General features: G+C 69.5%; 32 protein-coding genes. 10 read left to right on the top strand and 22 right to left on the bottom strand.

Features of this window, described 5'->3' with window-relative positions; translation table 11 throughout:
• The first annotated feature begins 6 nt into the window (after positions 1 to 6).
• The 7 genes from hisF to P7L68_RS26870 all read left to right on the top strand — a co-directional run bounded on the left by hisF (position 7) and on the right by P7L68_RS26870 (position 5,296).
• The gene (hisF, locus tag P7L68_RS26840; protein WP_372002897.1) at positions 7 to 774 is read left to right on the top strand and encodes an imidazole glycerol phosphate synthase subunit HisF; all 768 of its coding nucleotides are present in this window, start codon (positions 7 to 9) and stop codon (positions 772 to 774) included.
• A gap of 129 nt (positions 775 to 903) precedes the next feature.
• Positions 904 to 1,362, top strand: a complete 459-nt coding sequence (gene hisI / locus P7L68_RS26845; RefSeq protein ID WP_372002899.1) for a phosphoribosyl-AMP cyclohydrolase — start codon at positions 904 to 906, stop codon at positions 1,360 to 1,362.
• Positions 1,343 to 1,717 carry a phosphoribosyl-ATP diphosphatase gene (locus tag P7L68_RS26850; protein ID WP_372002901.1) on the top strand — a complete coding sequence of 125 codons (375 nt, stop codon included), beginning with the start codon at positions 1,343 to 1,345 and terminating at the stop codon, positions 1,715 to 1,717. The genes hisI and P7L68_RS26850 overlap by 20 nt, the downstream gene beginning before the upstream one ends.
• A gap of 113 nt (positions 1,718 to 1,830) precedes the next feature.
• Positions 1,831 to 2,199, top strand: a complete 369-nt coding sequence (locus tag P7L68_RS26855) for a histidine triad nucleotide-binding protein (RefSeq protein ID WP_372002903.1) — start codon at positions 1,831 to 1,833, stop codon at positions 2,197 to 2,199.
• Between the two features lie 98 nt (positions 2,200 to 2,297).
• Positions 2,298 to 3,632 carry a ferric reductase-like transmembrane domain-containing protein gene (locus P7L68_RS26860; RefSeq protein ID WP_372002905.1) on the top strand — a complete coding sequence of 445 codons (1,335 nt, stop codon included), beginning with the start codon at positions 2,298 to 2,300 and terminating at the stop codon, positions 3,630 to 3,632.
• Between the two features lie 73 nt (positions 3,633 to 3,705).
• A complete protein-coding gene (locus tag P7L68_RS26865) occupies positions 3,706 to 4,620 on the top strand; it encodes a 2-dehydro-3-deoxygalactonokinase (RefSeq protein WP_372002907.1) in 915 nt (304 codons plus the stop codon).
• A gap of 43 nt (positions 4,621 to 4,663) precedes the next feature.
• Positions 4,664 to 5,296: a 2-dehydro-3-deoxy-6-phosphogalactonate aldolase gene (locus P7L68_RS26870; protein WP_372002909.1), complete on the top strand. Its 633-nt coding sequence runs from the start codon at positions 4,664 to 4,666 to the stop codon at positions 5,294 to 5,296.
• On the opposite strand, the gene mbnC is transcribed toward P7L68_RS26870, so the two are convergent.
• From mbnC to P7L68_RS26920, 10 genes are all read right to left on the bottom strand, one after another.
• Entirely contained in the window at positions 5,297 to 5,887 is a 591-nt protein-coding gene (gene mbnC / locus P7L68_RS26875) for a methanobactin biosynthesis protein MbnC (RefSeq protein ID WP_372002911.1), read from the bottom strand.
• Positions 5,880 to 6,686, bottom strand: a complete 807-nt coding sequence (gene mbnB, locus P7L68_RS26880) for a methanobactin biosynthesis protein MbnB (protein ID WP_372006977.1) — start codon at positions 6,684 to 6,686, stop codon at positions 5,880 to 5,882. Before mbnB ends, mbnC begins: the two co-directional genes overlap by 8 nt.
• 65 nt (positions 6,687 to 6,751) lie before the next feature.
• On the bottom strand, positions 6,752 to 6,841 hold the full coding sequence (gene mbnA, locus P7L68_RS26885; protein WP_372002913.1) for a methanobactin: 90 nt from the start codon (positions 6,839 to 6,841) through the stop codon (positions 6,752 to 6,754).
• Positions 6,842 to 7,010: 169 nt separating this feature from the next.
• The gene (locus P7L68_RS26890) at positions 7,011 to 8,129 is read right to left on the bottom strand and encodes an MbnH family di-heme enzyme (protein WP_372002915.1); all 1,119 of its coding nucleotides are present in this window, start codon (positions 8,127 to 8,129) and stop codon (positions 7,011 to 7,013) included.
• Positions 8,126 to 8,983, bottom strand: coding sequence for an MbnP family copper-binding protein (locus P7L68_RS26895; protein ID WP_372002917.1), 858 nt, complete (start codon positions 8,981 to 8,983; stop codon positions 8,126 to 8,128). The genes P7L68_RS26890 and P7L68_RS26895 overlap by 4 nt, the downstream gene beginning before the upstream one ends.
• Before the next feature lie 11 nt (positions 8,984 to 8,994).
• Positions 8,995 to 11,049 carry a TonB-dependent hemoglobin/transferrin/lactoferrin family receptor gene (locus tag P7L68_RS26900; protein ID WP_372002919.1) on the bottom strand — a complete coding sequence of 685 codons (2,055 nt, stop codon included), beginning with the start codon at positions 11,047 to 11,049 and terminating at the stop codon, positions 8,995 to 8,997.
• A gap of 136 nt (positions 11,050 to 11,185) precedes the next feature.
• On the bottom strand, positions 11,186 to 11,638 hold the full coding sequence (locus P7L68_RS26905; RefSeq protein WP_372002921.1) for a DUF2946 family protein: 453 nt from the start codon (positions 11,636 to 11,638) through the stop codon (positions 11,186 to 11,188).
• Positions 11,639 to 11,715: 77 nt separating this feature from the next.
• Positions 11,716 to 12,240 carry an ImmA/IrrE family metallo-endopeptidase gene (locus P7L68_RS26910; protein WP_062761497.1) on the bottom strand — a complete coding sequence of 175 codons (525 nt, stop codon included), beginning with the start codon at positions 12,238 to 12,240 and terminating at the stop codon, positions 11,716 to 11,718.
• On the bottom strand, positions 12,233 to 12,601 hold the full coding sequence (locus tag P7L68_RS26915) for a hypothetical protein (protein WP_372002923.1): 369 nt from the start codon (positions 12,599 to 12,601) through the stop codon (positions 12,233 to 12,235). Before P7L68_RS26915 ends, P7L68_RS26910 begins: the two co-directional genes overlap by 8 nt.
• A 122-nt stretch (positions 12,602 to 12,723) precedes the next feature.
• Positions 12,724 to 13,710 (bottom strand): AraC family transcriptional regulator, encoded by a 987-nt coding sequence (locus P7L68_RS26920; RefSeq protein ID WP_372002925.1) that lies wholly within the window; start codon positions 13,708 to 13,710, stop codon positions 12,724 to 12,726.
• A gap of 113 nt (positions 13,711 to 13,823) precedes the next feature.
• Between P7L68_RS26920 and P7L68_RS26925 the strand changes: the two genes are divergently transcribed.
• Positions 13,824 to 15,038 (top strand): MFS transporter, encoded by a 1,215-nt coding sequence (locus tag P7L68_RS26925; protein WP_372002927.1) that lies wholly within the window; start codon positions 13,824 to 13,826, stop codon positions 15,036 to 15,038.
• Here the strand turns inward: P7L68_RS26925 and P7L68_RS26930 are convergent.
• The 8 genes from P7L68_RS26930 to P7L68_RS26965 all read right to left on the bottom strand — a co-directional run bounded on the left by P7L68_RS26930 (position 15,016) and on the right by P7L68_RS26965 (position 22,302).
• On the bottom strand, positions 15,016 to 15,888 hold the full coding sequence (locus P7L68_RS26930) for a carbohydrate kinase family protein (RefSeq protein WP_372002929.1): 873 nt from the start codon (positions 15,886 to 15,888) through the stop codon (positions 15,016 to 15,018). The two genes, P7L68_RS26925 and P7L68_RS26930, sit on opposite strands and share 23 nt — an antisense overlap.
• Before the next feature lie 26 nt (positions 15,889 to 15,914).
• Entirely contained in the window at positions 15,915 to 16,313 is a 399-nt protein-coding gene (locus tag P7L68_RS26935) for a helix-turn-helix domain-containing protein (RefSeq protein ID WP_372002931.1), read from the bottom strand.
• Complete coding sequence (locus tag P7L68_RS26940) at positions 16,310 to 17,188, bottom strand: Smr/MutS family protein (protein WP_372002933.1); 879 nt, start codon at positions 17,186 to 17,188, stop codon at positions 16,310 to 16,312. Before P7L68_RS26940 ends, P7L68_RS26935 begins: the two co-directional genes overlap by 4 nt.
• 8 nt (positions 17,189 to 17,196) lie before the next feature.
• A complete protein-coding gene (locus P7L68_RS26945) occupies positions 17,197 to 17,892 on the bottom strand; it encodes a lactate utilization protein C (protein WP_372002935.1) in 696 nt (231 codons plus the stop codon).
• Complete coding sequence (locus P7L68_RS26950; RefSeq protein ID WP_372002937.1) at positions 17,889 to 19,370, bottom strand: LutB/LldF family L-lactate oxidation iron-sulfur protein; 1,482 nt, start codon at positions 19,368 to 19,370, stop codon at positions 17,889 to 17,891. The genes P7L68_RS26945 and P7L68_RS26950 overlap by 4 nt, the downstream gene beginning before the upstream one ends.
• Before the next feature lie 16 nt (positions 19,371 to 19,386).
• The gene (locus P7L68_RS26955; RefSeq protein ID WP_372002939.1) at positions 19,387 to 20,205 is read right to left on the bottom strand and encodes a (Fe-S)-binding protein; all 819 of its coding nucleotides are present in this window, start codon (positions 20,203 to 20,205) and stop codon (positions 19,387 to 19,389) included.
• A gap of 121 nt (positions 20,206 to 20,326) precedes the next feature.
• Entirely contained in the window at positions 20,327 to 21,619 is a 1,293-nt protein-coding gene (locus P7L68_RS26960; protein WP_372002941.1) for a murein transglycosylase A, read from the bottom strand.
• Positions 21,616 to 22,302: a Tim44/TimA family putative adaptor protein gene (locus P7L68_RS26965; protein WP_372002943.1), complete on the bottom strand. Its 687-nt coding sequence runs from the start codon at positions 22,300 to 22,302 to the stop codon at positions 21,616 to 21,618. Before P7L68_RS26965 ends, P7L68_RS26960 begins: the two co-directional genes overlap by 4 nt.
• A gap of 201 nt (positions 22,303 to 22,503) precedes the next feature.
• Between P7L68_RS26965 and P7L68_RS26970 the strand changes: the two genes are divergently transcribed.
• A complete protein-coding gene (locus tag P7L68_RS26970) occupies positions 22,504 to 23,022 on the top strand; it encodes an FxsA family protein (protein WP_372002945.1) in 519 nt (172 codons plus the stop codon).
• A 140-nt stretch (positions 23,023 to 23,162) separates the two neighbouring features.
• Entirely contained in the window at positions 23,163 to 23,645 is a 483-nt protein-coding gene (gene secB, locus P7L68_RS26975) for a protein-export chaperone SecB (RefSeq protein ID WP_372002947.1), read from the top strand.
• A gap of 180 nt (positions 23,646 to 23,825) precedes the next feature.
• On the opposite strand, the gene dnaQ is transcribed toward secB, so the two are convergent.
• From dnaQ to P7L68_RS26995, 4 genes are read right to left on the bottom strand one after another with little or no spacing between them, the layout of a single operon-like run.
• Complete coding sequence (gene dnaQ / locus P7L68_RS26980; RefSeq protein ID WP_372002949.1) at positions 23,826 to 24,512, bottom strand: DNA polymerase III subunit epsilon; 687 nt, start codon at positions 24,510 to 24,512, stop codon at positions 23,826 to 23,828.
• Between the two features lie 41 nt (positions 24,513 to 24,553).
• Positions 24,554 to 25,222, bottom strand: a complete 669-nt coding sequence (gene coaE, locus P7L68_RS26985; protein ID WP_372002951.1) for a dephospho-CoA kinase — start codon at positions 25,220 to 25,222, stop codon at positions 24,554 to 24,556.
• The gene (locus P7L68_RS26990) at positions 25,216 to 26,115 is read right to left on the bottom strand and encodes a shikimate dehydrogenase (protein WP_372002952.1); all 900 of its coding nucleotides are present in this window, start codon (positions 26,113 to 26,115) and stop codon (positions 25,216 to 25,218) included. The genes coaE and P7L68_RS26990 overlap by 7 nt, the downstream gene beginning before the upstream one ends.
• A gap of 15 nt (positions 26,116 to 26,130) precedes the next feature.
• On the bottom strand, positions 26,131 to 26,769 hold the full coding sequence (locus P7L68_RS26995; RefSeq protein WP_372002954.1) for a nucleoside triphosphate pyrophosphatase: 639 nt from the start codon (positions 26,767 to 26,769) through the stop codon (positions 26,131 to 26,133).
• Positions 26,770 to 26,771: the final 2 nt, after the last annotated feature.

The raw sequence follows: 26,771 nt of genomic DNA on the forward strand, positions 1-26,771 counted from the left end.
CCGGCCATGCTGAAGACCCGCATCATTCCCTGCCTGGACGTGAAGGACGGCCGCGTGGTCAAGGGCGTCAACTTCGTCGGGCTGCGCGATGCCGGTGATCCGGTCGAACAGGCCCGGCTTTACGATGCGGCCGGCGCCGACGAACTCACCTTCCTCGACATCACCGCCTCGCACGAGAACCGCGGCACCATCCTGGATGTCGTCGCCCGCACGGCCGAACACTGCTTCATGCCGGTGACGGTGGGCGGCGGCGTACGGGCGCTTGAGGATATCCGCGCCCTGCTGCTGGCCGGCGCCGACAAGGTCTCGATCAACTCGGCCGCGGTCGCCCGCCCCGAACTGGTCGCGGAAGCCGCCGGCAAGTTCGGCAGCCAGTGCATCGTGGTCGCGATCGACGCCAAGCTGGGCGACAGCGGCCGGTTCGAGATCTTCACTCATGGCGGCCGCAGGCCCACCGGCATCGATGCGGTGGAATGGGCGGTCCGGATGGCGGAATACGGCGCCGGCGAGCTGCTGGTGACCTCCATGGACCGTGACGGCACCCGGGCGGGCTTCGATCTGCCGCTGACCCGGGCCATGGCCGATGCGGTGCCGGTGCCGGTGATCGCGAGCGGCGGTGTCGGCACGCTCGACCATCTGGTCGACGGGGTGCGCGAGGGTCATGCCTCGGCGGTGCTGGCCGCCTCGATCTTCCATTTCGGCCAGCACACCATCGCAGAGGCCAAGCTGCACATGGCGGCAGCCGGCATCCCGGTCCGCCTGCCGGGCCAGTGAGCCCTCCGCGTCACACGCGCGCCTGAACCTCCCGCCTTTGATGAATATCCCATGACGGTGGCGTATCTGGTTGGAACCAGATCGCAACTGTCATAATTTTCCCCCTGTTGTTCCAAGGAACCGCATCCCATGTGCTCCACCCACGACACCGATGCGACTGTGCCGGCCGGAACCGGCGCTGCAGACCGTTTCGACGCGGCGGTGGCACGCATCCATTTCAACGCCGACGGTCTGGTGCCGGCCATCGCCCAGGATGCCGCGACCGGCGAGGTGCTGATGATGGCGTGGATGAACGAAGCGGCGGTGCGCGAGACTCTGGCCACCCGCCGCGGCGTCTACTGGTCCCGGTCCCGCAAGGGGCTGTGGCGCAAGGGCGAAAGCTCGGGCCAGATGCAACATCTGAAGGCGTTCCGCATCGACTGCGACGGCGATACGGTGCTGCTGCTGGTGGACCAGCATGGCGTCGCCTGCCACACCGGCCGGCGCAGCTGTTTTTTCGACGAGGTGAACCCGGAGACCGGCGACATCACCACCATCATGACCCCAGAGATCGACCCGGAGACGCTGTATGGCCGACGGACGGACTGAACCCATCAAGACCAAGAACGACACCGCCGGCCAGACCGACTGGGACGTGCTCGACCGCCTGGTGACGACCATCCGGTCGCGCAAGGGCGCCGACCCGTCCAGTTCGTATGTCGCCAAGCTGCTGGGCAAGGGCCGGTTGAAGATGGCCCAGAAGGTAGGTGAAGAAGCGGTCGAAGTCGCCATCGCCGCGGTCGCCCAGGACAAGGATGCGCTGGTCGACGAAAGTGCCGACCTGCTCTTCCACCTGATGGTGCTCTGGGCCGATGCCGGCCTGGACCCGGCCGAGGTGATGGCAACGCTCGGCCGCCGCGAGGGCCGCTCGGGCATCGAGGAAAAGAAGAACCGCAAGAACTGAAGACGTCAGGGCCGGCATGGGCCGCCAGGGGCGACGGCCAGGGTTGACGAATCGGGGCGGTGCGCCGGAACATGGCGGCCGACCTCAGACCGTCCATCCGGAGCCGTCCTCCCATGGCCTATGATCCGAACAACATCTTCGCCCGCATCCTGCGCGGCGAGCTGCCCTGCAAGACCGTCTATGAAGACGAGCATGTGCTCGCCTTCAGCGACATCCGGCCGCTCGCCGATGTCCATGTGCTGGTGATCCCGAAGGGCGCCTATGTCTCGCTCGACGATTTCACCGCCGGGGCCGGGGCCGAGGTGGTCGGCCACTTCTTCAAGGTGGTGGGCGAGATCGCCCGTATCACCGGCGTCGCCGAAACCGGCTACCGGATCATCTCCAATATCGGCGCCCATGGCCATCAGGAGGTACCGCACCTCCATGTGCATGTGATCGGCGGCCGGCCGCTGGGCCGGATGCTGCCCGACGCACGCGGCTGACGGTGCGACCGGCCTGACGCAACGGCGGATACCCCGGTATCCGCCGTTTTCCGTTGGCAGGGCGGAGAGATGGGGGGCGAGGGGAGATGGGGGACAGATTGAAGAAGGTCCGACGCCGTCTGGCCGCCATGGCACCGGGATGGTGGCTGACATTGGCGGCTCTCGCCGTCACCACCCTGCTCTGGGGACTGGGGCATGCGTCCATCCCCGATGCCGATCCTCTGCCTGCCGGCCCTCTTCCCGACTGGCGGCCACCGAGCCTGCTGCTCTCTGCCTGGTCGATCACCCTGATGGCGGTGCTGCTGCTCTCGACCGCTCGCGCCCGCAGCATAGAGCCGCTGTTCGGCGGTCTGGACCGCGCGGTCCGGCTGCACCGGCAGCTCGGTCCGCTCGCCATCGGTCTGGTGCTGGTGCACGTCGCCCTCTACATCCCGTTCGAACTGCGCCCCGGCGGCTCGGTCGCCGGGCTGCTGATCCCGTTCTGGTCTGCGGGGGCTGCAGGCTTTAACGCCCTGATCCTCTGGGCGGTGATCCTCTGGACCGGGCTCGCCTATAGCGGCCGGCTGCGCTACGAACACTGGCTGTCGCTGCATGGCCTGCTGGGGCCGATCTTCATCGCCACCTCGGCCCATGCCCTGGGCAGCGGGCCGACCATCACCGCCTATGAACCGCTGCGCTTCTGGATGTGGGCGCTGGTGCTGACCGGCGCCGGGGCCTGGGTCTGGCGGGTGCTGCTCTACCGGCGGCTGGCACCGCGCTACCCCCATCGGCTGCGGGCCCTGCGGCAGGTCTCCGACGACACGCTCGATCTGGTGCTGCGCCCCACCGCCCGACGGATGATCTACGAGCCGGGTACCTTCGTGTTCATCGCCCGGCCCGGCCTGGCGGAACTGCACCCGTTCTCGATCTCTTCCTCGCCGGCCGAACGCGATCTCCGGGTCTCGATCCGCATGGCGGGCGATTTCACCCGCGGGCTGGTCACGCTCGCCCCCGACGATCCGATCGACGTCTTCGGTCCCTTCGGCGGCTTCTCTCCCCATCGCTACGGCCGGCACCGGCGGATGATCTGGATCGGCGCCGGCATCGGCATCACGCCCTTTCTCGGCATGCTGCGCTTCGAAACCGTCAACGACGATTTCCGCCGGGTCTGGCTGTGGTATCTGGCCCGCGATGCGGCACACGCCCCCTATGACGCCGAGATCCGCGAGACCGTCCCCAAGGCGGAGTCCTGGATCGACTACGACCTCTGGACCACCGCCGATCGCGGCCGGCTGACCGCCGCCCGGGTGCTGGAAACCGTGCGGCCGCTCGATGACGGCATCGCCGTCATGCTCTGCGGCACGCCCGATTTCGTCCGCGACATGACCCGCCAGTTCCTGGCCGAGGGCTTAGCCCCCGACCGGATCATCGCCGAGGATTTCCGCTTCCGTTGAGCGGCCGGACCGGTCAGCATCCGGGGGTCGGGGCGCGTGCCCTGCCTGCCTGACCCAGCGGCATGGTGACCAGATGCACGATACAGCCTTCATCGCCCTCGACTGGGGCACCAGCAGTTTCCGGCTCTGGCTGATCGGCCATGACGGCCGGGTGCTCGCCGGACGCCGCAGCGCCGAGGGCATGACCACGGCCGCCGCAACCGGTTTCGAGGCGGTGCTTGAAGGCCACCTCGCCGATCTGGGCGTGCCCGCCGCGGTGCCGGCGCTCGCCTGCGGCATGGTCGGTGCCCGCCAGGGCTGGGTGGAGGCCGGCTATATCGACACGCCCGCCCGGCTGGCCGGATTGGCGGCCGGTGCGGTGCGCGTACCCGGCATCGCCCGCGATGTCCGCATCCTGCCCGGCATCGCCCGGCGCGATCCGGCCGCACCCGACGTGATCCGTGGCGAGGAGACCCAGATCCTGGGCGCCCTCTCTGCCCACGGCCTGGATGACGCCACCGTCTGCATGCCCGGCACCCATTCGAAATGGGGCCGGGTCGCGGACGGCCGGCTCAACGCCTTCAGCACCTTCATGACCGGCGAGCTTTTTGCCGCCGTCACCGGCCACACCATCCTCGCCCATGCGGTGGCCGGCGCCCCCGAGGACGAGGATATGGAGGCCTTTCGCCAGGCCGTCGCCACGGCCCTCGCCGCACCGGCGCGGATCGCCAACCTGCTGTTCCAGGTCCGCAGCGGCCAGTTGTTGTTCGGCCGGGGGGCCGCAGCTGCGCGGGAGACGATCTCGGGCAGCCTGATCGGGCTCGAAATCGCCGGCGGCCACACGGCCGATGGCAGCGATCTGGTGCTGATCGCCTCTGGGCACCTCGCCCGGCTCTATGGCGTGGCGCTCGGCGTGGCGGGCCTGCCCCATCGGGTGATCGATGCCGATGCCGCCGTGCTGGGCGGCCTCTCGCTTGCCGCCCGCAGCCTCTGGCCATCGCGTATCTGACGGTCGAAAATCTGACCGGCCCCCACCGACGGAGATCTGCCTGATGGACCGCATTCCCTTTCCGCCGATGGATCGGCCGCTGATCGCCATCCTGCGCGGCATCCAGCCCCACGAAACCGAAGCGGTGGTGACAGAGCTGATCGAGGCCGGGCTGACCGCGATCGAGATCCCGCTGAACTCGCCCGATCCCTTCCGCTCGATCGGGATCGCGGCGCGGCTGGCGCCCGACCATGTGATCGTCGGTGGCGGCACGGTCCTCACCCCGGCCGATGTCGCCCGCCTGCACGCGGCCGGCGGCCGGCTGCTGGTCACCCCCAACAGCGACCCGGTGGTGATCCGCACCGCCCATGGTCTCGGCATGGTCTCGATGCCGGGCGTGTTCACCGCCACCGAGGCGCTCGCTGCCGCGGCCGCCGGCGCCACCGGCCTCAAATTCTTCCCGGCCAGCGTGCTCGGCCCTCAGGGCATCAACGCCATCCGCGCGATCCTGCCGCCGGAACTGGTGATCGCCGCGGTGGGTGGCGTCTCCGACCGCAATTTCGCCGATTACATGTCGGCCGGCATCACCGCCTTCGGCCTTGGCACCAGCCTCTACAGGCCGGGCATGACGGCGGCGGATGTCCGCGCCCGTGCCGATGCCACCATCGCCGCCTACGACGCCTGCCGCGGCGGTTGATCACAGCGGCAGATCCCGCCAGCCGGGGAAATGGTCCAGCGACCAGGTGGTGGTCGTGAACCAGCCGAAGGGGGTTGCCGGGTCGGGCAGGGGGTCTTCCAGCTCCAGGGTCTCGATCTCGCGCCCGCCTTCAAGATCGGCGGGCTTCCAGCCGGCCACCAGCGGCAATGGCCCGCGATCGGCGCTCCGGGTGCCGATCACCAGCCCCACGGCCGGGCTGCGATCGGTCACCGCCCAGCGTGCCGCCGCGGCCCCGATCAGGGTCAGGCGCAGGTCGTCGTCCACCCGGTCGCGAAACCCTGAGCCCTGCAGCCAGACATCCACCCAGAGATAATACGTCCAGTCGAAACTCAGCCCGCGCTCGGCCGCAAAGGCCATGAAGGGGCGGAAGATACTCATGCCGTCCGACGGTTGGCCATCCTCGCCGTCCAGCCTCAACAGTCCCGGGCAGATGTCGAACAGGGTGTGCCAGTAGATCCTGAGGCTGGTATCCACCCTGACCCAGGCCCGCGAGCCGACGCCCAGTTCGTCATGCCGCGCCGGCACGGTCAGATGGTCGAGCAGGTCGCTGTCGATCCGCCGCTCAGACATGGGCCGGCTCCCGCCCCATCACCGCACGCAGCGTATCGATATCGGCGATGATCCGATCCTCGTCCAGGTCGTCGTCGCGCTCATAGGTGATGGTGGCTTCGGGGTCGGTCACCAGCGCACGGCAAAGGGCCAGGGCCGCGCGGGTATCGGCCGCCAGCGCCCGGTCATGGGTGTCGAGCACGATCGGCGGCTGGCCGACCGAGTGGTCATAGCCGGCGACATGAAACTGCCGGGCACTGCGGATCACCTCTGTCCAGGCCTCGAACGGCAGGCCGCAATTATGGGTCGCACAGACCGCGTTCGAGACGTCGAACAGCACCGTGCAGCCGGTCCGTGCGGTCAGGCGCCGGAAGAAATCCGGCGCATCCCGCCCGCCATCCATGATCGAGGGATAGTTTTCAAAAGCGATGGTGCAGCCCAGCCGGTCCTGCCAGCGCGCCACCCGGTCCGCCACCCGCTCGAACGCGCCCGGATAGTCGATCTCGGCCAGATGCAGCAGATGCCGGCCCCGATGGGTGAAGCGGGCGATGTGGTCCGACACATAGATCGGCCGGGTTTCGCGGATGATCGCCGTCAGCCGCATGGCCAGCTCGTCCAGCTCCGCCTCGGGCCGTTCCATGAATTTCGAGAACATGATGTGCAGCCCCACCGGGGCATCGAAGGCGGCCGCGATCTGCGCCGGCGGCACCGCCAGGAAATTGTCGACCAGCAGCTCGACATAGTCGATCCGCCCGGCCGCAATCAGCCGCCGCACCATCGGTGCGGTTGCCCCCAGGGTGAAGTTGAAGCCGATCCGCAAGGCGGCACCTCCATCGTCAGGGACGGGGAGCGGCATCCGGCCGCTCCCCGCCCGGTCATGTCCGATCAGCCGGCAACGGCACAGATGGTGGCGCAGCGGGCACCGGCGCGACCGGTAACCTGCAGGGTCTTGCGGGCGTTGATCTTGATCGACATCGGATTGTCTCCTTCTTGGCAATAATAATTGGATCCGGATGATGTATTCATCCGGGACTTTCATCTGCATCAGACGCTGAATCGTCTTTTGATGCTTCCTGGACTCTATGTTCATCCTGCTTTTGAGTCGACTCGTATTTTCGTCATGCGGTGAGTCTTCAAAATTAATTCAATCCTGGGGCGCGGCATGCCGTGGGTCGGTCAGAAACTGCGCATCGGTCAGGGTCTTCAGGAAGGCGACGATGTCGGCGCGGTCGCGTGCGTCCAGATCGATGCGGACGATCAGATCGCTCTTCCACGGATTGCGCCGGCCGTCGCCCCGGTCGGGGCCGCCGGTGATCTGCCGGCCGCCGGCGGCATAGATCTCCAGCACCTCTTCCAGCGTGCCGACGCTGCCGTCATGCATATAGGGGGCGGTGACCGCGACATTGCGCAGCGATGGCGCCCGAAAGGCGCCCATATCCCCGGCGCGGCCGGTCATCTCGATCAGCCCGCGATCCGTGGCCGGATAGGCGCCGGCCCCGTCCAGGTCATAGAGTCCGGTGTTGTGGAAGGCGCGGTCGACCACGCGGCTGCGCGCGTGCACCACCTGATCGTTGAAGTTGAAGCTGCCATGGCAGTGATGGCATTCGGCCTTTTCGCCGAAGAACAGGTCATGGCCGCGCCGCTCGGCCTCGGTGAAGCGCTCCTCGCCCGCCAGCCAGCGGTCATAGCGCGACGAGAACGAGACCAGGCTGCGTTCGTAGGCGGCGATCGCGCGGATGATCGATGTCAGGCTCACCGGTGCCGCGACCTCCGGAAAAGCGGTCCGGAAGGCGGCGACCATCTCAGGGTCGGACCGGAAGCGGTTCAGCACCGTCTCGCGATTGGCATCGGTCAGGCCCATCTCGACCGGGTCGGTGCCGAACAGCGGTACGGCCATCTGCGCCTCCAGCGTGACCAGGGCCGGGTTGGCCCAGGTCAGGCTGGCATTCCAGGCGACATTGGCCAGCCCCTGGGCATTGCGCCGCACGACATCACCGGCAGACCCCACCGGATGGGCACGGCCATCGGCGAAGCCCAGCGCCTGGAGATGACAGCCCGAACAGGCGAGCCGGCCATTGCCCGACAGTCTGGGGTCGTGGAACAGCCGCCGGCCAAGCTCCACCTTGGCCGGGGTCATGGGGTTGTCGGCCGGCACACGCGGCGGCGGGACATGGGACGGCAGATCCCAGACCCAGCCCTCCGCCCGGGCGCCGCCGGCCACCGCCAGCGAAAGCGCGGCCAGGGCCAGCAGCCGCCGGATCATTTCTCCGCCACCCGAAAGGCGGCGGCGGCGCTCCCGGCCAGCCCCAGCCGTTCAAAAAGCGCCGGGCAGTCGGCATCGTCGGGGGCGCTCATGCAGCCCACCGCGCCCCCCTGGTCGCGGGTCAGATCGGTGGCGGCGAACAGCACGGCCAGATCCAGCACCACGCGCGCACGGGCGGGATCGAAGGGCCTTGTCGTTACCGCCGATCGGTTGGGCCGGTCGCAGCGGACGATCTCACCCGTGACCGGGTTGCCGGTGCAGCCGGTGGCGCCCAGATGCAGGAACCAGGTGGTGGCGCGGCCGCCATCCGGCCGCGCCACCCCGCCCTCGGGCAGAAGTTCCAGCTTCACGTATTTGCGCCCGGCCTGCCATCCCCAGCCCATGGCCGCCAGATCAAGCGGCGGCGGCGCCAGGTCGGTGGCGGTATGGTTCAGCCCCGGCGGCACGCCCAGGGTGAAGGCCAGCTGCCAGGGGCCGGCCCCGGCCCCGTCGTCCACCCGGCCGGTCACGACGGTATTGGTCTCGGGCGTGCCCTCGCGGCACGCGCCGGTGGCGTCTTCGGCATCGATCAGGGCAACGCCGTCATGCTGCCAGAGCGTTTCGTCCAGCATGACCGGCCAGGCTTTGCCGGCCGCATCGATCAGGGCCAGGTCGTGGAGATAAAAGCGGGCATCGCGCAGGCCGGCTGCAACCGCAGGCCTGCCCAGCGCTGCGGCAGGGGGGGCGCAGCCGACCGGCGCCGCCCCGGCGACGATGCCGAAGCCGATGGTGACGCTCCGCTCCGCCGCCAGGACAGGCCCGGCGGCGAGCAGAAGCAGAAGGATGGCAAGGCGGGTAAGGCGGCAGGTCATCATGAGCCCCCGCCTCAGAACCGTGCGGTCAGGCGCAGATTGATGCTGCGGCCTTCCTCGTAGGCATAGGTTTCGGCCAGCGACTGGCGGTAGGTGACATAGGCCTCGTCGAAGAGGTTGGTCACCGCCACATCCACGCGGTACCAGTCGCGATCGAAGGCCACGCCCAGGTCGTGCACGGCATAGCCGCTGCGCCGCCGGAGCGGGGTCGAGTCGTAATCCTGGGCCGCCGCATAGATGCCGGCATACCAGAGCCGCCAGTCCTGGTTCACGGCATAGCCGATCCCGGCCGCGACCTTGTCCGGCGGCGCGTAGAGCTGGGCGCCGGTATCGGCATCCTTGGCACGCAGCTTCGAATAGGCGAGGGAGACATCCACCGGCCCGGCCTGATAGCTGGCCTCGGCCTCGATGCCGCGGCGCCTGGCTTCGGCGACGTTGCGGCGCTGGAAGATCAACCCGGTGCCCGAGAAGGGCGGGGTGCGGGTGAAGGTGCCGACCACCTGGCTGTCGATCAGATCGTCGACCCGCTCGTGAAACACGGTCGCCTTGAAGCGCAGCGCATCGCCAGGCCAGGCGAGATCGTCGAAGGCGAGCGTGAAACCGGCCTCGGTGGTATGGGCAGTCTCGGGCTGAAGTTGGGGATTGGGGATGAAATTGAACAGCGCCCGGGTGGCCGTCAGGTTCGGATACATCTCGGCCAGGGTCGGGGCGCGGAAGGCCTCGCCATAGCCGACGAACAGGCCCAGCGCCGGCGTCGCCTGCCAGTGCAGCGCCAGCTTGGGCGACAGCCGGTCGTGGGACGAGGATGCCTGGCCTTCCGGGTCGATTTCATAGCGGTCGTGCCGCAGGGCCCCGATCAGGGTCCAGTCCTCGAAGATCGTCAGCTCGTCCTGGATGAAGACGCCGGTGGCGGTCAGATCGCCGTCCGGCAGCACCACATTCGCCGAACCCGCCGTCCGGTTGGTGCTGGTGTCGACATAATGGTCCACACCATAGGTCAGCTTATGCGCCAGCGCCGCCCCGGTCTCGAACCGGCTGGTGTTCTGAAGCGACAGGCCGCGGGTCTCGGTTTCGGTCGAGGTGGCGTCGAAGGGCGGGGTTTCGCGGCTCGTCGTGTCGAAGCGCAGTTTCGTGTAATAGAGCTGCAGGCTGCCGTCCAGCCAGCTGCGATCCGGGTCGGCGAAGGACCAGCGGCCGGAATACTGATCCTGGCGACGCTCCAGCAGCTGCGCATAGGGGAAAAGGGCGCTGCCGCCGGGATTGTTCGGCCCGGTCAGATCGTCGTCGAAACGCTGATACGAGATGTCGATCCGATGGTCGGGGCCAAGATCGACCCCGCCCTTGAACAGGCCCGAGAGCAGATCGCCTTCGTTCTCCAGCTTCTCGCCGGTGCCGGTGCGGATGTTGTCGGTGCTGCGATAGGTCAGCGCGGCCAGCAGGTCGCCATCCGCCGTGCGGGTGGTGCCGGCCACATGGCTCGAAAATGCGTGATTGCCGCTCCGCCAGCCCAGGCTCGCCCGGCCGCCGGTGGTTTCCCCCGGTGCCAGCAGATCCTCGGGCTCCAGGGTGCGGATCGCCATCACGCCGCCCAGCCCGCCGCTGCCATAGCTCGCGGAAACCGGGCCGCGCACCACGTCGATGGCGCCGATCATGTCGGGATCGATCAGCAGCGGCGAGAACACGCCGCCCTCGTTGTTCCGCCGCACCCCGTCGACCGACAGAATGATCCGTGGGCCGATGAAGCCGCGGATCGACGGGTTCTGCGCGGCAGGGCGCGGGCCGCCGCCCATGTCGACATTGGGCAGGCGGCGCAGGATGGTGAGGTCAGCCGCCTGGGCATCATCCAGCGCCGCACGATCGACCTGAGAGACGGAAGCCGGCAGATCGAAGGCCGAGGCTTCGGTGCGGGTGGCGGTGACGGTGATCGCCTCAAGCCGGCTGACCGGAGCGGCGGTCTCTTCGGCACGGGCAGGAGCGGGCTGGACGGCCAGGCCGAGCAGAAGGGTGGCGGCGGTGGTGCCGGCAAGCGGCAGTCGGCCGCGCATCGAACATGCGGCAGGTCGGGTCATGGGGTGCGGATCCGAAGGGCAGCGGGCGTGCGGCAGCCCGGGCGCGGATCTGTGCGCAGCCCATGGGCCTGCCGGACCGGACGCCCCGTCCAGCCGCCGGACAAGCGGCCGACAGGGGCGGCTCTTGGAGGTCGGATCAGGCCCCGATCGGGGGTGCCCTGGCCTTGAGTGTGGCCAGATACCAGCCGGCCGCGATCAGCCCGCCGGGCAGGCGCGTGGCATCGTGAAGCCGCACCAGCCGTGGTGCCGGCGCCAGGATCGGCAGCGGCGGCGTGGAACTGCCCTGCACCAGCAGGCAGAGCGGGCAGTCATCGGCCGATGGCAGCGCCTGATCGGGCCGGCCATCGGCATCGCTATCCGCGGCCTGGTCGTCCCCGGCCTGATCGGCCAGAACCAGCCGCACGCCTTCGGCGGTGCAGATCGGCGTCAGCAGCCCGAAGGCCATGGCCGGGGCATAGATCGACCAGATCATCATCTGGAACAGGAAGGCGAGCGCGCCCGCGAGCAGCCCCGCCCGGCGCAGCCGCTCCCGAAGCCGACCGCGCGGCCCCGTGCTCCGATGAGGATATGAAACCCGGCGATGCTGCATCCGATGACGCTACACCGGCTCGCGTCCTGCGCACAGGGCTTTTGCATCATGCGACCCATCGTCGCAGATGGCACCCCTCAGGTGGGCAGGCCCAGGCGGATGCGCATGGCGGTTTCGGAAACCTCCAGCCGGGTCGCCAGATCACGGATCTCCGTCACGCCCTCGCTGTTGAGCGCCCGGATCAACGGCCAGGGCATCAGCAGCTGTGCCGCGAAACGGTTGGCCTCGGTTTCGATCGCCCCTGAGAGATGGCTGCGATAGAAGGCATCGTCCTGAACACCTCCTGTCGCGACGTCCCGATGCAGCAGGAAATGCGCGATTTCATGGGCAATGGTGAAACGGCGTCGGACTTTGACATGCCGCGCATTGACCACGATCGCCCAGCCAGAGGGGCCGCCCCGTTCGGCATCCCGCACCAGCTTGCCCGAAAGCGACTCCGGCAATGGCTCGGTCCAGACCCGCAGCCCAAGATCCCGTGCCAGCGCAACGATCTTGACCGGTGCCGACTGCTGATGGCGGGACACGACGTCAGGCACCGCCACGTCCGCAGTGACCGGCGCATCCAAGGCGGCAGGCCACTCCCGCACGGCATCTTCAATCATCCGACGTGGTCTCCTGAGGTCCGGGCGCGCCCGGTCTCTGTTCTTCTGCGGCAACGACATTGGCCGAGGCAACTCCCGCGATTCCGCGGTCGATCAGAGCTGCCATGCGCGCCTGGAATTCGGGACCGTCAAGATAGGCCCTGACGGCGCTGCCCAGGGCCTTCTCGGCAACCATCTCCGCCTGGCGTGCCGCCTTACGAGTAATATAGGTGGCACCGAACAGCGCCACCACCGCTATCAGAAGCGCCACCGCCCCAAGCACGATGGTCGCCGCGGTCATGACGATGGTGGCGGTCTCCACCGAACTGAACTGGGGTGCACTGCGCAGAACGGCACCGGCAGCCGCCTCGATCGAGTCCAAGCTCGCCTCCCCTCAGGATCTACGAGGGGCAGTCTCCGTAAACGGATCGCGAACATCAAGTTCATTTGATGATATTCAACTATAAGATTTAAATTTTTATTTATCAAATAATTGTAGGGATGTCAAGCCACTGGCGGCGTACTCCGCACCGCCCCCGGCGACTGCCCCGTCACCCGCTTGAACGCCCGGCTGAACGCCGCCTGCGAGGCATAGCCCAGCCGGTCGGCGACCGTATCGATCGGCAGCCGGTCGCGGCCGATCCAGCGGATGGCAAGGCGCATGCGCAGGCCGGCCAGATAGCGCAGCGGCGTGGTGCCGGTGGCGGCCAGGAAACGTTCGGCGAACACCGAGCGCGAGGCGCCGGCAAGACCGGCCAGCTCCGCCACCGTCCAGTCGCGACCGGGATCGCGATGCAGGGCCGTCAGCGCCCGGCCCAGCCGCGGATCGCGCAGCGCCTGCACCCAGCCCGAGGCCTCGCCACAGCCGTTCTCCACCCAGCCGCGCAGGATCGAGGCCGCGACCACATCGGCCAGCCGCGCCAGGATGGCGGCAAAGCCGGCCCGTTCGGCGCAGGCCTCGCGCTCCATCGCCTCCAGCATCGCCAGGATTTCGGGCGTGCGGTCGATCAGGGTGGCGACCAACATCACCTCGGGCATCAGCGCCACCAGCGGCTGCATACCGCCCAGATCGAAGCTCATGCAGCCGCTGAACACCACCGCCCCGGCGGTGGGGCAGCACTCCGCGTCGCAGGCGCGCACCGCCTCCACCTGCGCACAGAGCGTCCGGGCGGCGAAATCGTCGAGATCCTGTCCAGGCTGGCCGGGATCGGAGAGCAGGGCATGGATGCCGCCGCGGGGCAGCAGGGCCGCATCGCCGGGCCCCAGCCGCAGCAGCTCGCCCGAGGGGCTTTGCAGGAAGACCTCGCCGCGGGCGACGAAATGGAACTGCGCCCGCCCCTCTTCGCTGCGGCCATCATCAGAGAGGTTTTTCTCCGGCGGCCCGAACCGCACCCCGCGCGGGCGGGCGATCTGGATCCGCCGATAGCGGATGCCGTCGAGCCGCATGCCCATCAGCAGCTCGCTTATCGGGTCGGACAGAAGGTCGGCCATGGTTCCGGACTTTCGATCAAATCTTCCGGAGGAGATGGCATGGATCGTCCGGAGAGTCCAGCCTACCTTCCGATCTCCCTTCCCAACCTCTCCCCGTCGACGAGGATCAGATGATGAACGAGGCTGCAGCGACGGCCGACCGGGCCGGCAGCGCTGCCCCCGCCTGGGGGGCCGTGTTCTCCATGGCGCTCGGCGTCTTCGGACTGGTGACCGCCGAATTCCTGCCCGCCAGCCTGCTGACGCCCATGGCCGCCGAACTGGGCGTGACCGAGGGCCTGGCCGGGCAGGCGGTCACCGCCACCGCCGCCATCGGCCTCATCGCCAGCCTGCTGGTTCCGGCCGCGACCCGCGGGCTGGACCGGCGGGTGGTGCTGCTCGCCTTCTCAGCCCTGCTCGTCGCCTCCAACCTGCTTGCGGCGATGGCCTCGACCCTGCCCGTGCTGATCGCGGCCCGTCTGGTGCTGGGCGTGGCACTCGGCGGGTTCTGGGCCATGTCGACCGCGACCGTGATGCGGCTGGTACCGGAAGCCGCGATCCCGAAGGCGCTGTCGATGGTCTTCGGCGGCGTTTCTGCCGCCACCGTCGCCGCGGCCCCGCTCGGCAGTTTCCTGGGCGATCAGCTGGGCTGGCGGGCGGTCTTCCTGATGGCCGCCGCCCTCGGCCTCGCCGCCTTTCTGGTCCAGTACGCCACCCTGCCGCGCATGGCCGCCTCGGCGACCACCCGGCTCGGCACCCTGATGCTGGTGCTGCGCCGGCCCCGGGTCGGGGCCGGGATGATCGCGGTGCTGATGGTCTTCACCGGCCATTTCGCCGTCTTCACCTATATCCGGCCCTTCCTGGAGACGGTCACCGGCGTGGGCATCGAAGGCGTGTCGGCCATCCTGCTCGGCTTCGGCCTCGCCAACTTCCTCGGCACCGGCCTCGCGGGGCCGGCCATCGCCCGCAACCTGAAGGCGGTGCTGGTGGCGATGCCGGTGCTGATGATCGTGTTGGGCCTGGGGCTGGTGCTGGCCGGCGGCACCGTCTTCGGCGATGCGGTGATGCTGGCCCTCTGGGGCATGGCCTTCGGCGCGGTGCCGGTTGCCTGGTCCACCTGGCTGACCCGGGCAGCCCCCGACGAGGCCGAAAGCGGCGGCGGGCTGATCGTGGCCGCCATCCAGCTCGCCATCGCCACCGGTGCCGCCGCGGGCGGGGTGATCTTCGACCTGAACGGCGCACCGGGGGTCTTCCTGGCGGCGACCCTGGTTCTGGCCGCCGCCGCCCTGCTGATCCTGACCCGGGTCAGGATCGGTCCGCGGGCCGGGGTCAGTCCGCAGGCAGGGATCTGAGCACGCTGCCTTCGGTCTGCACCGCCTGCGCACCGAAGGCACTGCCCCGCGCCAGCGCCTGGCCCATGTCCAGCCCACGCAGCCAGGCATCGGTCAGCCCGCCGGCAAAGGCGTCGCCGGCGCCGGTGGTGTCGATCACGTGGTCGACCATCCGGGCCGGGCAGCGGATCCGCCGGCCATCGGCGGCAAAGGCTTCCGAGCCCTCGGCACCGTGGGTGACCACCACCCAGTCCAGCCGGTCGCCGGCAAGCCGCCTGGCTGCGGCGAGCGGATCCGCCGCCGCAGCCGGCGCCAGATCGTCGATCGAGGCCACGAAAACCTGTGCCGGCCAGCTGCCGGCGGGCAGGGCCGGCTCGTGTTCCGCCGGCGGAATCTGGGCGATCGCCGGCAGGCCACGGGCGGCAGCAGCCACCAGCAACTGCCCGGCAGCCGGATTGCGGCTGTTCAGGAACAGGGCATCCACGCCGTCGAGCACGCTTTCGGGCGGTACCCAGGCCAGATGGTGGCCGATCTTCAGGATGGTGCGCTCGCCTTCGGGATCGAGCAGAAGCATGGTTTCGGGCGAGCGGTCGAGATTGCGGTCGAGCTTCGACACATCCAGCCCGCAGGCGGTGACATCCGCCACCAGCCGGTCGCCCAGCGCATCATGGGCGACGCGGGTGATCAGCTGGGCGTGATGGCCGGCAAGGGCCAGGGCGGCGCCGACATTGGCGCCCGACCCGCCGATGCGCGGCCCTTCATCCACCCCGCGCGGCCGCCCGCCCGAAACGATGGGCCGGTCCAGACGGATCACCCGATCGGCATTCAGGCTGCCGACGACGGCGATACGGGCAGGGAAGGGGGCAACCATGGGCAGGACATCCTCCTGAGGTCGGGTCAATCGGGTGACCGGTCTTCGGTCTGATCAGTCTGACCACCGGAACGCGTCGCGTCGAGGATCGCGAGCAGCCGGTCGAGGGTCGGCCCGTCGAGGGTTGCGATCCGCTGCGCCACCAGATTGGCGAGGCGGGTGGCCCGGGGGTCGAGACCGCCGGTCTCCACCGTCACCTTCGGGTCGGAAAGCCCGGCCAGCCGCTCCAGTTCCTCGGCCTCGTCCCAGATGATGTTGAAATAGGTGCAGATCTGGATCAGCAGCGACCGGGTCGGCACGCCGCGCCGCCCGTGTTCCAGGGCCGAGAGATAGGCGTTGGAGATCTGCAGGTCACGGGCCATCTGCTTCTGGCTGATCCCGCGCGCGGCCCGAAGCTGGCGCAGGCGCTCCCCGAAAGGCGTCACCGTTCGCGCTTGAGCAGGATATAGGCGGCGCCGAAACCGCCATGTATCTGCCGGGCCTGGGTGAAGGCCAGCACCTTCGACCGGGTTTCGGGCTCGTTCAGCCAGCGCGGCAGTTCGCTGCGGATCACGCCGGCCGGATTGGTCGCCCAGGGCTCGCGTGGCGGCTCGGGGGTCTCGGGGCCGGCCATGCCGCGCCGGCGCACCACCGGCTGCGGTCTGGGTCCTCCCTTGCCGGTGATCACCAGCACGCAGCGCAGGCCGCGGGCGTGGGAGCGGGCAATGAAATCCACCAGCATGCCGCGGGCCACCTCGCGACCATGGCCGTGAAGATCCAGCATCGCCTCCACCGGCATCGCGCCGCGGCGCAGCCGGGCCTGGCTGCGACGGTCCAGCCCGTCGAAGGCCTTGCCGGTCAACGCCTGAAGCGGCTCGGGCGCCGCCGGCCGCCGGCCCGGGGATGCCGGGGCGGGGCCGGCCGCGGCACCCCCGCCCGCCGGCAGTTCGGGCACGGGCGGCGGCGGTGGTGGCGGGAGCGGCACCACCGGTGCATGGCCCGAGAGCGGCTTCACATCGCTCATGGCCGATCCGAACAGCTCCAGCTCCCGCCGGCTGATGCCGCGGGCGGAGCGTGGCACCGGCTTCGCCTGGGGGGCAGGTGGCGGTACGGCGGCCGTGCGCCGGCGGGTGGCCGGCGCCACGCCCTGTTCGTCCCCCGCCGCCGCGGTCGCATGGACCGAGGGCAGGTCGGGACCGCGCAGCGACGAGCGTTCGGCGACGTCTTCCGAGCGCATCGCCCGTTCGAACAACCGCGCCTCGGCCTCGGGATCGGGCCGAAGCGCGTCCTGGTCGCCGGTTCGGGGAGGACGTGCGGGCATGGGCAGGGTCAGACCTCGTCGACGATCACCACATGCAGCCGCCGCGGGCCGTGGGCACCAAGCTCGATCTGCTGCTCGATGTCGCCGGTGCGGCTGGGGCCGGTGATCAGGTTGAAGGTGCGGGGCGGGGTGCCCCGTTCGATGCGCAGCCTGGCCCAGACATCCTCGTAGGCACGCTCTACCCTGGAGGCGGGCAGCACCACGATATGGGTCTCGGGCAGGAAGTTCAGCGTGGTCGGATGCTCGGGCCCCGATGCCAGCGCCAGCGTGCCGGTTTCGGCGATGCCGGCGAAAGCCGCGGTCACCGACACCTCGTCGGCCGCCTCGGCCGGGCCGGCACGCAGGGTCAGCATTGGTGCCGACCCCGCCCAGTCGATGCGATCGAGCAGCGGATCCGGCGCACGGCCGGCAGCCATCGGCAGGTTGCAGGCCGCCATGTAGTCGACCACCGCCGCCGGCACCTCGTCCAGACGGGCGACCCGGGTCACCGTGCCCGCTACCTTCTGCAGCTGGTCGATGAACAGCGACACGCGTCCGGCCGGGTCCAGATCGGCCCGGGCCGGGATGGTGTTGGGGCGGTGAGCCTCGATGCGCGCGGCAACGCGCGCCCGTGCCTCGGCCTCGTTCGCCGGATCGCGGCGGATGCCGGCGCGCACCGCGCCCAGAATGCGGGCGCGGGCATCGTCGCCATGGGACATGGTCATCGGCCCTGCTCCTTCGCAGACCCGCGATGGCGGCGGGCGGTGGCGGCCCCCGGCGCCTCGGTCGGGCGGCCATCGGCCTTCCAGGCGGCCACGAAGCTGCGGCCTTCAGGCGCCGGCATGTCGCGGACACGGGTCCAGCCACCCGCCAGCGGCAGCCGCTTCAGCCGACCCTGAGACCGGCCCATCCGCCCGAGCAGGGCGGCCGCGGTGCGCGCGACGAGGCGATAGGCCCGGGGCCGCTTCGCGAACCAGGCCCAGACCCCAAGCCCCCAGCGCTGCGAGGCGGGGCTGAGATGGCGTTCGAATTCCCGGGTGCGCCAGGCACGCATCATCCGCGGCAGCGGGATCCGCACCGGGCAGACCTGTTCGCAGCGCCCGCAGAAGGTTGAGGCATTGGGCAGGTGGCCGGCCTCTTCCACGCCGATCAGCGCCGGGGTCAGCACGGCCCCCATCGGCCCCGGATAGACCCAGCCATAGGCATGGCCGCCGACGGTGCCATAGACCGGGCAGTGGTTCATGCAGGCGCCGCAGCGGATGCAGCGCAGCATGTCCTGAAACTCGGTGCCGACCATGCCCGAGCGGCCGTTGTCCAGCAGCACCACATGGAACTCCTCGGGCCCGTCCAGATCGCCCTCGCGCTTCGGGCCGGTGACCAGCGTGGTGTAGGACGAAAACTCCTGCCCCGTGGCCGACCGCGCCAGCACCCTCAGCATGGTCGAGGCATCTTCCAGCGTCGGCACCAGTTTCTCGATGCCGGCCAGCACGATATGGCGCTTCGGCAGCGACAGGGTCAGGTCGGCATTGCCCTCGTTGGTCACCAGGATGATCGATCCGGTCTCGGCGACCAGAAAATTGGCGCCGGTGATGCCGACATCGGCGTCCAGATATTTCTGGCGCAGCACCTCGCGCGCCTCGCGGACCATGTCGGTCGGCTCGGTCAGACGCTCGGTTTTGCCATAGCGGCCGTGATGGCGCAGGAACAGCTCCGCCACCTGTTCCTTGGTCTTGTGGATCGCCGGCGCGATGATGTGGCTCGGCGGCTCCTTGGCCAGCTGGATGATGTATTCGCCGAGATCCGTTTCGATCGGCTCGATCCCGGCCTTCTCCAGCGCGTCGTTGAGCGCGATCTCTTCCGTCACCATCGACTTGGACTTGGTGATGGTGCGGGCATTGCCGGCGCGCGCCAGGTCCAGGATGATCCGCCGGGCATCGGCCGCGGTTTCGGCCCAATGGACCTTGCCGCCGCGGGCCTCCACCGCCTCGGCGAAACGTTCCAGATAGATGTCGAGATGGCCGAGCACGTGGTTCTTGATGTCGCGCGCCTGGTCGCGCAGCGTCTCGAACTCGGGCAGAGCCGCCGCGGCGGCGGCCCGCTTGGGCACGAAGCCCGAGCGGATCTTGGCGAGCGAGGCCTGAAGATTGGCATCGCCCAGGGCCTCGTGGACATTGTCCTTGAAGCGGTGGCTGGTGGCCTCCATCGGATCGCCCTCCCGCTCAGCGCCGGCCCGCGCCGGCGGCGGTGTCGCCGATGGCTGCGGTGTCGGTCATATCGGCCAGAACCTCGGCCACGTGGCGGACCTGGATGGTCGAGCCTTCGCGCTTCAGCCGCCCGGCCATATTCAGCAGGCAACCCATATCGCCCGCCAGCAGCAGATCGGCATTGGTCGCCCGGATGTCGGCCACCTTGTTGGAGACCATGCGGCCCGAGATTTCGGGGTATTTCACGCAGAAGGTGCCGCCGAAACCGCAGCATTCCTCCGCCCCCGGCAGCTCGTTCAGGGTCAGCCCCTCAACCGTGCCCAGCAGTTTGCGCGGCTGCGCCTTCACCCCCAGCTCACGCAGACCGGAACAGCTGTCGTGATAGGTGACGGTGGCGTCAAGCTTCGCCTTCACCCCTTCCAGGCCGCGGACATCGACCAGGAAGGCCATCAGCTCATAGGTCTTCGCCGCCAGCCGGCGTGCGCGCGGCCCCCAATCCGGGTCGTCGCGCAGCAGCTCGGGATAATGGTGCGAGATCATGCCGCCGCAGGATCCCGACGGCACGACCACGTAATCGAAGGGCTCGAAGGTGGCGATCACCTCGCGGGCGATCGCGCGGGCATCGGCCCGGTCGCCCGAATTGAAGGCCGGCTGGCCGCAACAGGTCTGGCTGTCGGGCACCACCACCCGGCAGCCCGCCTCTTCCAGCAGCTTCGCGGTGGCAAACCCCACGCTCGGCCGGAACAGATCCACCAGACAGGTCGCGAACAGGCCGACCGTGGCCGGCGCGCGCGCACGGGCGGGCTTTCCCGCCGTCTCGGTTGGGGTATTCACCGTCTCTCGTCCTTCTGAAGCTTCGGACAGGCACCGCACAAGGGCGATGCCGGCCGGCATTTGCGGACGAGGATGGGGCGATGTGGCCGCGGAGGCAAGCCTGCCGGTCACTTCACCGGGCTCAACTGCCCGCTGACGGCGTCTCCGGCGCAGGCGGCGTCGACGGATCGATGGCGAGCGGCAGCAGCACCGCATAACCGCCGCGTTCCTTCATGCGTCCGGCGACCAGTTCGGCAAAATCGCCCGGCCCCCAGAACACGTCGCCGCGCACCGCCCCCTTGATCGCCCCGCCGGTATCCTGGGCGATCATCAGCCGGCGGAGCGGCGTTTCCGAAAGCGCACCGACGCCTGCGGGATAGCGCGCATCCAGCCAGACCGGCGCGCCCAGCGGCAGCATCGAGCGGTCGACCGCAAGCGACCGGCCCGGGCTCAGCACCGCGCCCATGGCGCCCAGCGGTCCGTCGTCGTCCAGCAGCCGGAAGAATACATAAGAGGGGTTCTGATCCAGGATCGAGGCCATCCGGTCAGGATGGGCGGCCAGCCAGGCGCGCAGGCTCTGCAGCGACACGTCTTCCGGCTTCATCTCCCCCTGATCGATCAGCACCTTGCCGATCGAGCGATAGGGCCGGCCATTGGCCCCGGCATAGCCCACCCGCAGCACCCGCCCGTCGGGCAGCCGCACCCGGCCCGAGCCCTGGATCTGCAGGAAGAAGGCATCGACCTGATCATCCACCCAGAGCAGTTCCAGCCCGCGGCCGTCGAGCACGCCATCGGCGATCGCCGCGCGGTCGTAATAGGGGGCGAAACGGCCGTCGGCCACCCGCCCGACCAGGCGGCGGCCGTCGAGTGCCTCGTCGAACGCCCCCAGATCCGCCACCACCAGATCTTCCGGCAGGCGGTAGAGCGGCACGTCATGGCGGGTGTCGGGGGTCAGGGATCCGGCCAGTTCCGGTTCATAATAGCCGGTGAACAGGCCGCTGGTGTCGCCATCGGGCTTCGCCACCTGCCAGGCGTTGAAATGGCGCTCGAAGAAAGCCCGGGCGGCACCGGCATCGTCCAGCGGCAGATCCACCGCCGCGCCACAGACATCCCGCCAGTGGCCGACCGTGCCGAAGCGCCCGCCCCGGTCGATCGGGGCCTCCACCGGCCGGCGCAGCATGATCCGGCACGAGATCTGGAAGGCGCCGAGTGCGGCCGACTGGTCGTCGTCGTCCCAGCCCGGCAGGTCGCCGAAGGCGATGCGGGTGAAGCGCGGCCCCTCACCCGTCACCGCCGGCGGGGGGGCAGGGGGTGCCTCTGGCGCCGGCAGATTGCGGGTTGTGAGATACCAGCCGCCGATCAGCGCCGCCCCGGTCAGCGCAAGCACGGCGAAGGCGCCCGCAAGGCGCAGGCTGCGGCCGCGCATTGCGGTCATTCGCCGCTGCGGGTCGCGGTCAGGATCCAGTTGGGATCGCTCGACCGGGTATCGCGCTCAAAGGTCCAGAGGTCGATCAGGTCGATCTCCTCGGCACCGCCGGCAACCACGCGACCCTCGGCGTCCAGCGTCTGGTTGATCTGGGTGGTGGAGAAGCGCACCGTCACCTGCGCCATGCTGCCGGCCAGCCGGGCTTCGGCGATCCGCGGCTCCCGCACCGATACGATCCGGGTGCTGTGGGTCTCACCCGCCCGCTCCCGCGCATCGATCGCCTGATTGAAGCCGGCCAGCACCTGCGGCGACAGCAGCATGGCCAGCGTCTGGCGGTCGCCTCGGGCGAAGGCGTCGATGATCATCTCGAAGGCCTGCTGGGCGCCGTCTAGGAAGCCCTTGGGATCGAAACTGCGATCGGCGCGACGGATGTATTCCACCCCTTCCAGCGCCGGCTGGTCGATCAGCGACATCACCTTCTCGGACATCGGGAAGGGGAGCACGCGTGCAGGGCCCGGCTGAGCACCGGCCTCGGCGGCCTTCGGCTCGGCCCGGCGGGGAGAGAGCGGGTTGCGCGTCTCTTCCGGCGGCCGTTCATGGCCGGTACGTGTGCCCAGAACGCCACGCAGGCGCAGGGCCACGAACACGGCGACGAGGGCGAAGAAGAGGATGTCGAGATATTCCATGGACATCAGGACCTGGCCGTCGGAGACGTCCGCACGAAGGATTTCGGCGGCGGAACACGATCGGTCGGCCGCGTCCGGCCGGCATTCGCACCCGCGGATCCCGGCACCCGATGGACCGGGCAGGGAAATGGGGTCGCACGAACGCGACGAGGGTTGGACGGCGCCGCCTCCACCCTTACATAAGGGTCGGTTCAGGAAAGGGCAAGCATGGTCGCCGCAGTCTCTCTGCTTCTCGCAATCCTCTTCGTGCCGCTGATCGAGGTCTTCCTGTTCATCCAGGTGGGCAGCGAGATCGGCGCCCTGCCGACGGTGGCGCTCTGCGTGCTGACCGCGGTGGCGGGTGCCGCCATGCTGCGCCACCAGGGTCTGAAGGCCATGACCGAGGCCCGTGCCCGGCTCAACCGCAACGAGGCACCGGTCGATCAGGTCTTCGACGGGCTGTTCCTCGCCCTGGCGGCCGTTCTGCTGATGGTGCCGGGTTTCTTCACCGATGCGATCGGCGCCCTGCTTCTGGTGCCGCCGGTCCGCCGGCTGATGCAGAAACAGATCCTGGCCCGCACCCGTTTCGTGATGACCGGCCGTCCGGGGCCGGGCCAGCCCGGCAGCCAGTGGCGCAGCCGTGACGGCAGCGTGATCATCGAGGGCGAGTACTCCACGTCCGCAGATCGCCCGGGCAGCCCTGGCCGCCGCCCCGAGGACGACGAGCCGCCGCTGATCGGCCGCTGACCCGGAAGGCAGCGGTCGACCGCCGGTCATCATCTCCGGCGCTGTACTTGCACCGGGCCGGCGCACATGTTACGCCCGACTTGGCCGGCGATCCGATCGGCCCCAGATCAACACCTGCGTCACCCGGAGACCAGCACCCCATGGCCGACACCCAGACGCCCGAGGGCAACGGCGCAGCCGGCGCCGAGGCTTCGCCGCGCTTCCGCCTTGCCATTCAGTACATCAAGGACCTGTCGTTCGAGAACCCGAACGCGCCGCGGTCGCTGATCGCCTCGGCCCAGAGCCGGCCGAACATCCAGGTTTCGGTGAATGTCGGCGCCCAGCCGCTCGGCGACGACAATTACGAGGTCGAGCTGAAGCTGTCGGCCTCGGCGAAGCACGAGGAAAACACCACCTTCCTCTGCGAGCTGTCCTATGCCGGCGTGTTCATGCTCGAAAACTTCCCGCAGGAGCAGATCCAGCCCTTCCTGCTGATCGAAGGCCCGCGCCAGCTCTTCCCCTTCGCGCGGCGCATCATCGCCGATGCCACCCGCGACGGTGGCTTCCCGCCGCTGATGCTGGACCCGATCGATTTCGTGCAGCTGTTCCAGGCCGAGCAGCAGCGCCGCGCCCAGCCGCAGTGAATGGCGTGAGCGCCGGCCCCGCCGTCGCTCCGCAGCCGCCTGCATGAAACGCCGCCGCCCTGATCAGGGGCGGCGGCGTTTCGTTTGCGGCATCGCCTGCTTTCCCGATCGGTATCCGTCCGCGGTCATGCGGATGTCGTCGGGTGATCCCGGGCCGGGCGGCAGATGGCGGCCGGTGGCTCAATCCTCCGCCAGCCAGATCGCCGCCTTCACCTCTTTCAGGATGAAGGCCTGATGGGCTTCCAGCTCGGCCGGGGTGGGGGTGTGGATCCGGGGCGGCCGGGCGACCGTGCGGCGGCGGCCACCGGTCTCGCCGGGGCCCCCCCGACGGTCGGCGGCCAGGTCGAAACCGCGCTGGCGGTCGCCCAGAAGGTGCAGATAGACCTCGGCCAGCAGCTGGGCGTCGAGCAGCGCGCCGTGCAGCAGGCGGTTGCTGTTGTCGACGCCGAAGCGGCGGCAGAGCGCATCCAGGCTGGCCGGCGCGCCCGGAAAGCGGATGCGGGCCATCTGCACGGTGTCGATCGATCGCGACATCGGGATGGGCTCCCGCCCAAGCCTGGTCAGCTCGGCATTGATGAAGCGCATGTCGAAGGCGGCGTTATGCGCCACCAGCGGTGCATCACCCACGAACTCCAGGAAGCGGTCGGCGACCTCGGCAAAGACCGGTTCGGTCTTCAGCCGTTCGGCCGTCAGCCCGTGCACAGCCACCGCCGCCTCGGGCACGTCGCGCTCGGGGTTGATATAGACATGGAACTCGGCACCGGTGCGCGCCTGATCCAGGATCTCCACGCAGCCGATCTCGACCAGCCGGTCGCCGGTGGCAGGATCGAAGCCTGTGGTTTCGGTGTCGAAGGCGATCTCGCGCAAGCTCGAAGCTCCTCGTTCGACAGAAGCGGACCGGGGCGCCGTCAGCCGCCGGGGCGGCGGCGTGGGCCGGCCGGCCGCCGGATCCGCGGCCGGTGCCAGTGATGCTTCCACATCTCGTGGCGATGGCGGCTGAAGCCGTCCAGCGCCAGTTTCAGGGACCGGAAGGCATGGCCATGGCCAAGCCCGGTCTGGATCACGGCATCGGCGCCGCGGCGCTTCTCGGCATCGGGCACCTGTTTCGACAGGATGTCGCGAAACTTGGCCCGCGTCATCCCCGGACGGGCCAGCACCCGGCGGGCCTGGATCCAGTTGGGTGCGCTCACCACCAGTACCGCATCGACATGGGCATCACCGCCACCCTCGAACAGCAGCGGGATGTCCAGCACCACCATGGGCGCGCGCCGACGGGCATGGGTTGCGATGAACCGGCGCTGCTCGTCACGCACCAGCGGATGGATGATCCGCTCCAGCGCACGCAGCTCCGCCTTGCGGCCGAACACCCGGGCGCCCAGCGCCACCCGGTCGATGCGCCCGTCCTTCAGCGCCTCGGGGAAGCGCTCGATCACCGGCCGGAAGGCCCGGCCACCCGGGGCGAGCAGGGCATGGACCGTGGCATCGGCGTCGAAGACCGGCACGCGCAGCCGCCGGAACATCTTCGACGTCGTCGATTTGCCCATGCCGATGGAGCCGGTCAGACCGATGATCAGCATGGCGCCGGCTCCCCGATCAGAAGATCGGCGGCGACATGCCGGCGCAGCGCTGCATCCACCACGGGCCGCACGCCGAACCAGCGCTCGAAACCCGGCACCGCCTGATGCAGCAGCATGCCGAGCCCGTCGACCGCGACCAGCCCGCGGGCGCGGGCGGCCTTCAGGATCGGCGTCTCCAGCGGGTCGTAGACGATGTCCGACACCACCAGCCGGTCATCCGCCAGGCCCAGATCGATGTCGAGCGGCGGCTGGCCGTGCAGCCCCAGGCTGGTGGTGTTGACCAGCGTGCCGCAACCGGCAAGCAGATCGGACCTCGCGGCCCAGTCCACCGCCTCCAGCACCGTCGCCGGGCAGTGGGGCGCCAGATCGCGGATCAGGGCCGCGGCCCGCTCCGCCGTGCGATTGGCGATCAGGATCCGCGCGGCGCCGGCCTCGGCCAGGGCGTAAACCACCGCGCGCGCCGCGCCGCCCGCCCCCAGCACCAGGGCGGGTGCCGCCGCATCGCGTGCCGGCGCCCCGGCCGCCAGTGCGGCACCGAAGCCCCAGGCATCGGTATTGGTGCCGGTGATGCGGTGGTCCTCGCCGAAGATCAGGGTGTTGACCGCACCGATCGCACGGGCCACCGGTTCAACCTCGTCGCAGAGCGGCAGCACCAGTTCCTTGTGCGGCAGGGTCAGATTGACGCCGCGAAAGCCCATCCGGGGCAGGGCCGGCAGCACCTGCGCCAGATCCTCGGGTCGGATCGCAAGCGGCAGATAGGCGCCGTCGATCCGGTGGCGTGCCAGCCAGAAGCCGTGCAGGCGCGGCGAACGTGAATGGGTGACGGGGTGGCCGATCACGCCGGCCAGGCGTGCGGCGCCGCTGATCCAGACGGGGTGCAGGGTTTCGGTCATCGGGCGTCCGTCCGCTCAGCTCTCGATCACGCCGCGCACGCGCAGGAAGTCCAGCAGCTCGATCAGCGGCAGGCCAAGAATGGTGAAATAGTCACCCTCGACTTTCGAGAACAGCTGCGCGCCCAGCCCCTCCAGCTGATAGGCGCCGACCGAGCCCAGCACGGCCTCGCCGGCCCGGTCGAGATAATGCTCGATGAAGGCGGGGGAGAGCGGGCGCATGGTCAGCCGGGCACGGCCGATGGCATGCCAGACCCGGGCGCCGTCGATGGTCACCACCGCGGCCGAGATCAGCTCGTGCCGCCGGCCCGACAGGGCTTCCAGCGTTGCGCGGGCGCCGTCGCGACCGGTGGGCTTGTCGAACCAGCGGCCGTCCGCCACCAGCATCTGGTCGCAGCCCAGCACCGGCACACGGCCGGCACGGCCCGAAATCCGGCGCGCCTTCATCTCGGCCAGCATCACCGCCACATCCTCGGGCGGCGCGCCCTCGGCGGCCATCGCCTCCTTGACCGCCGCCTCGTCGATACGGGCGGGCAGGGCCAGGAAATCGAGCCCGGCGCCCGCCAGCAGTTTCGCGCGGGCGGCACTCTCCGAGGCCAGGATCAGCCGCGGTTCCGCAGTCGCATCGGTGTCGTCACGGGTCGAAACAGGGGTCATCG

Source organism: Tistrella mobilis, from assembly GCF_041468085.1.
Taxonomy (GTDB): Bacteria; Pseudomonadota; Alphaproteobacteria; order Tistrellales; family Tistrellaceae; genus Tistrella; species Tistrella mobilis_A.

Bases quoted from the DNA above. Each gene is read 5' to 3' on its own strand.
- hisF (WP_372002897.1), top strand. From the start codon at position 7: ATGCTGAAGACCCGCATCATTCCCTGCCTGGACGTGAAGGACGGCCGC.
- hisI (WP_372002899.1), top strand. From the start codon at position 904: ATGTGCTCCACCCACGACACCGATGCGACTGTGCCGGCCGGAACCGGC.
- P7L68_RS26850 (WP_372002901.1), top strand. From the start codon at position 1,343: ATGGCCGACGGACGGACTGAACCCATCAAGACCAAGAACGACACCGCC.
- P7L68_RS26855 (WP_372002903.1), top strand. From the start codon at position 1,831: ATGGCCTATGATCCGAACAACATCTTCGCCCGCATCCTGCGCGGCGAG.
- P7L68_RS26865 (WP_372002907.1), top strand. From the start codon at position 3,706: ATGCACGATACAGCCTTCATCGCCCTCGACTGGGGCACCAGCAGTTTC.
- P7L68_RS26870 (WP_372002909.1), top strand. From the start codon at position 4,664: ATGGACCGCATTCCCTTTCCGCCGATGGATCGGCCGCTGATCGCCATC.
- mbnC (WP_372002911.1), bottom strand. From the start codon at position 5,887: ATGTCTGAGCGGCGGATCGACAGCGACCTGCTCGACCATCTGACCGTG.
- mbnA (WP_372002913.1), bottom strand. From the start codon at position 6,841: ATGTCGATCAAGATCAACGCCCGCAAGACCCTGCAGGTTACCGGTCGC.
- P7L68_RS26890 (WP_372002915.1), bottom strand. From the start codon at position 8,129: ATGATCCGGCGGCTGCTGGCCCTGGCCGCGCTTTCGCTGGCGGTGGCC.
- P7L68_RS26895 (WP_372002917.1), bottom strand. From the start codon at position 8,983: ATGATGACCTGCCGCCTTACCCGCCTTGCCATCCTTCTGCTTCTGCTC.
- P7L68_RS26900 (WP_372002919.1), bottom strand. From the start codon at position 11,049: ATGACCCGACCTGCCGCATGTTCGATGCGCGGCCGACTGCCGCTTGCC.
- P7L68_RS26905 (WP_372002921.1), bottom strand. From the start codon at position 11,638: ATGCAGCATCGCCGGGTTTCATATCCTCATCGGAGCACGGGGCCGCGC.
- P7L68_RS26910 (WP_062761497.1), bottom strand. From the start codon at position 12,240: ATGATTGAAGATGCCGTGCGGGAGTGGCCTGCCGCCTTGGATGCGCCG.
- P7L68_RS26920 (WP_372002925.1), bottom strand. From the start codon at position 13,710: ATGGCCGACCTTCTGTCCGACCCGATAAGCGAGCTGCTGATGGGCATG.
- P7L68_RS26925 (WP_372002927.1), top strand. From the start codon at position 13,824: ATGAACGAGGCTGCAGCGACGGCCGACCGGGCCGGCAGCGCTGCCCCC.
- P7L68_RS26930 (WP_372002929.1), bottom strand. From the start codon at position 15,888: ATGGTTGCCCCCTTCCCTGCCCGTATCGCCGTCGTCGGCAGCCTGAAT.
- P7L68_RS26940 (WP_372002933.1), bottom strand. From the start codon at position 17,188: ATGCCCGCACGTCCTCCCCGAACCGGCGACCAGGACGCGCTTCGGCCC.
- P7L68_RS26945 (WP_372002935.1), bottom strand. From the start codon at position 17,892: ATGACCATGTCCCATGGCGACGATGCCCGCGCCCGCATTCTGGGCGCG.
- P7L68_RS26950 (WP_372002937.1), bottom strand. From the start codon at position 19,370: ATGGAGGCCACCAGCCACCGCTTCAAGGACAATGTCCACGAGGCCCTG.
- P7L68_RS26960 (WP_372002941.1), bottom strand. From the start codon at position 21,619: ATGACCGCAATGCGCGGCCGCAGCCTGCGCCTTGCGGGCGCCTTCGCC.
- P7L68_RS26965 (WP_372002943.1), bottom strand. From the start codon at position 22,302: ATGTCCATGGAATATCTCGACATCCTCTTCTTCGCCCTCGTCGCCGTG.
- P7L68_RS26970 (WP_372002945.1), top strand. From the start codon at position 22,504: ATGGTCGCCGCAGTCTCTCTGCTTCTCGCAATCCTCTTCGTGCCGCTG.
- secB (WP_372002947.1), top strand. From the start codon at position 23,163: ATGGCCGACACCCAGACGCCCGAGGGCAACGGCGCAGCCGGCGCCGAG.
- coaE (WP_372002951.1), bottom strand. From the start codon at position 25,222: ATGCTGATCATCGGTCTGACCGGCTCCATCGGCATGGGCAAATCGACG.
- P7L68_RS26990 (WP_372002952.1), bottom strand. From the start codon at position 26,115: ATGACCGAAACCCTGCACCCCGTCTGGATCAGCGGCGCCGCACGCCTG.
- P7L68_RS26995 (WP_372002954.1), bottom strand. From the start codon at position 26,769: ATGACCCCTGTTTCGACCCGTGACGACACCGATGCGACTGCGGAACCG.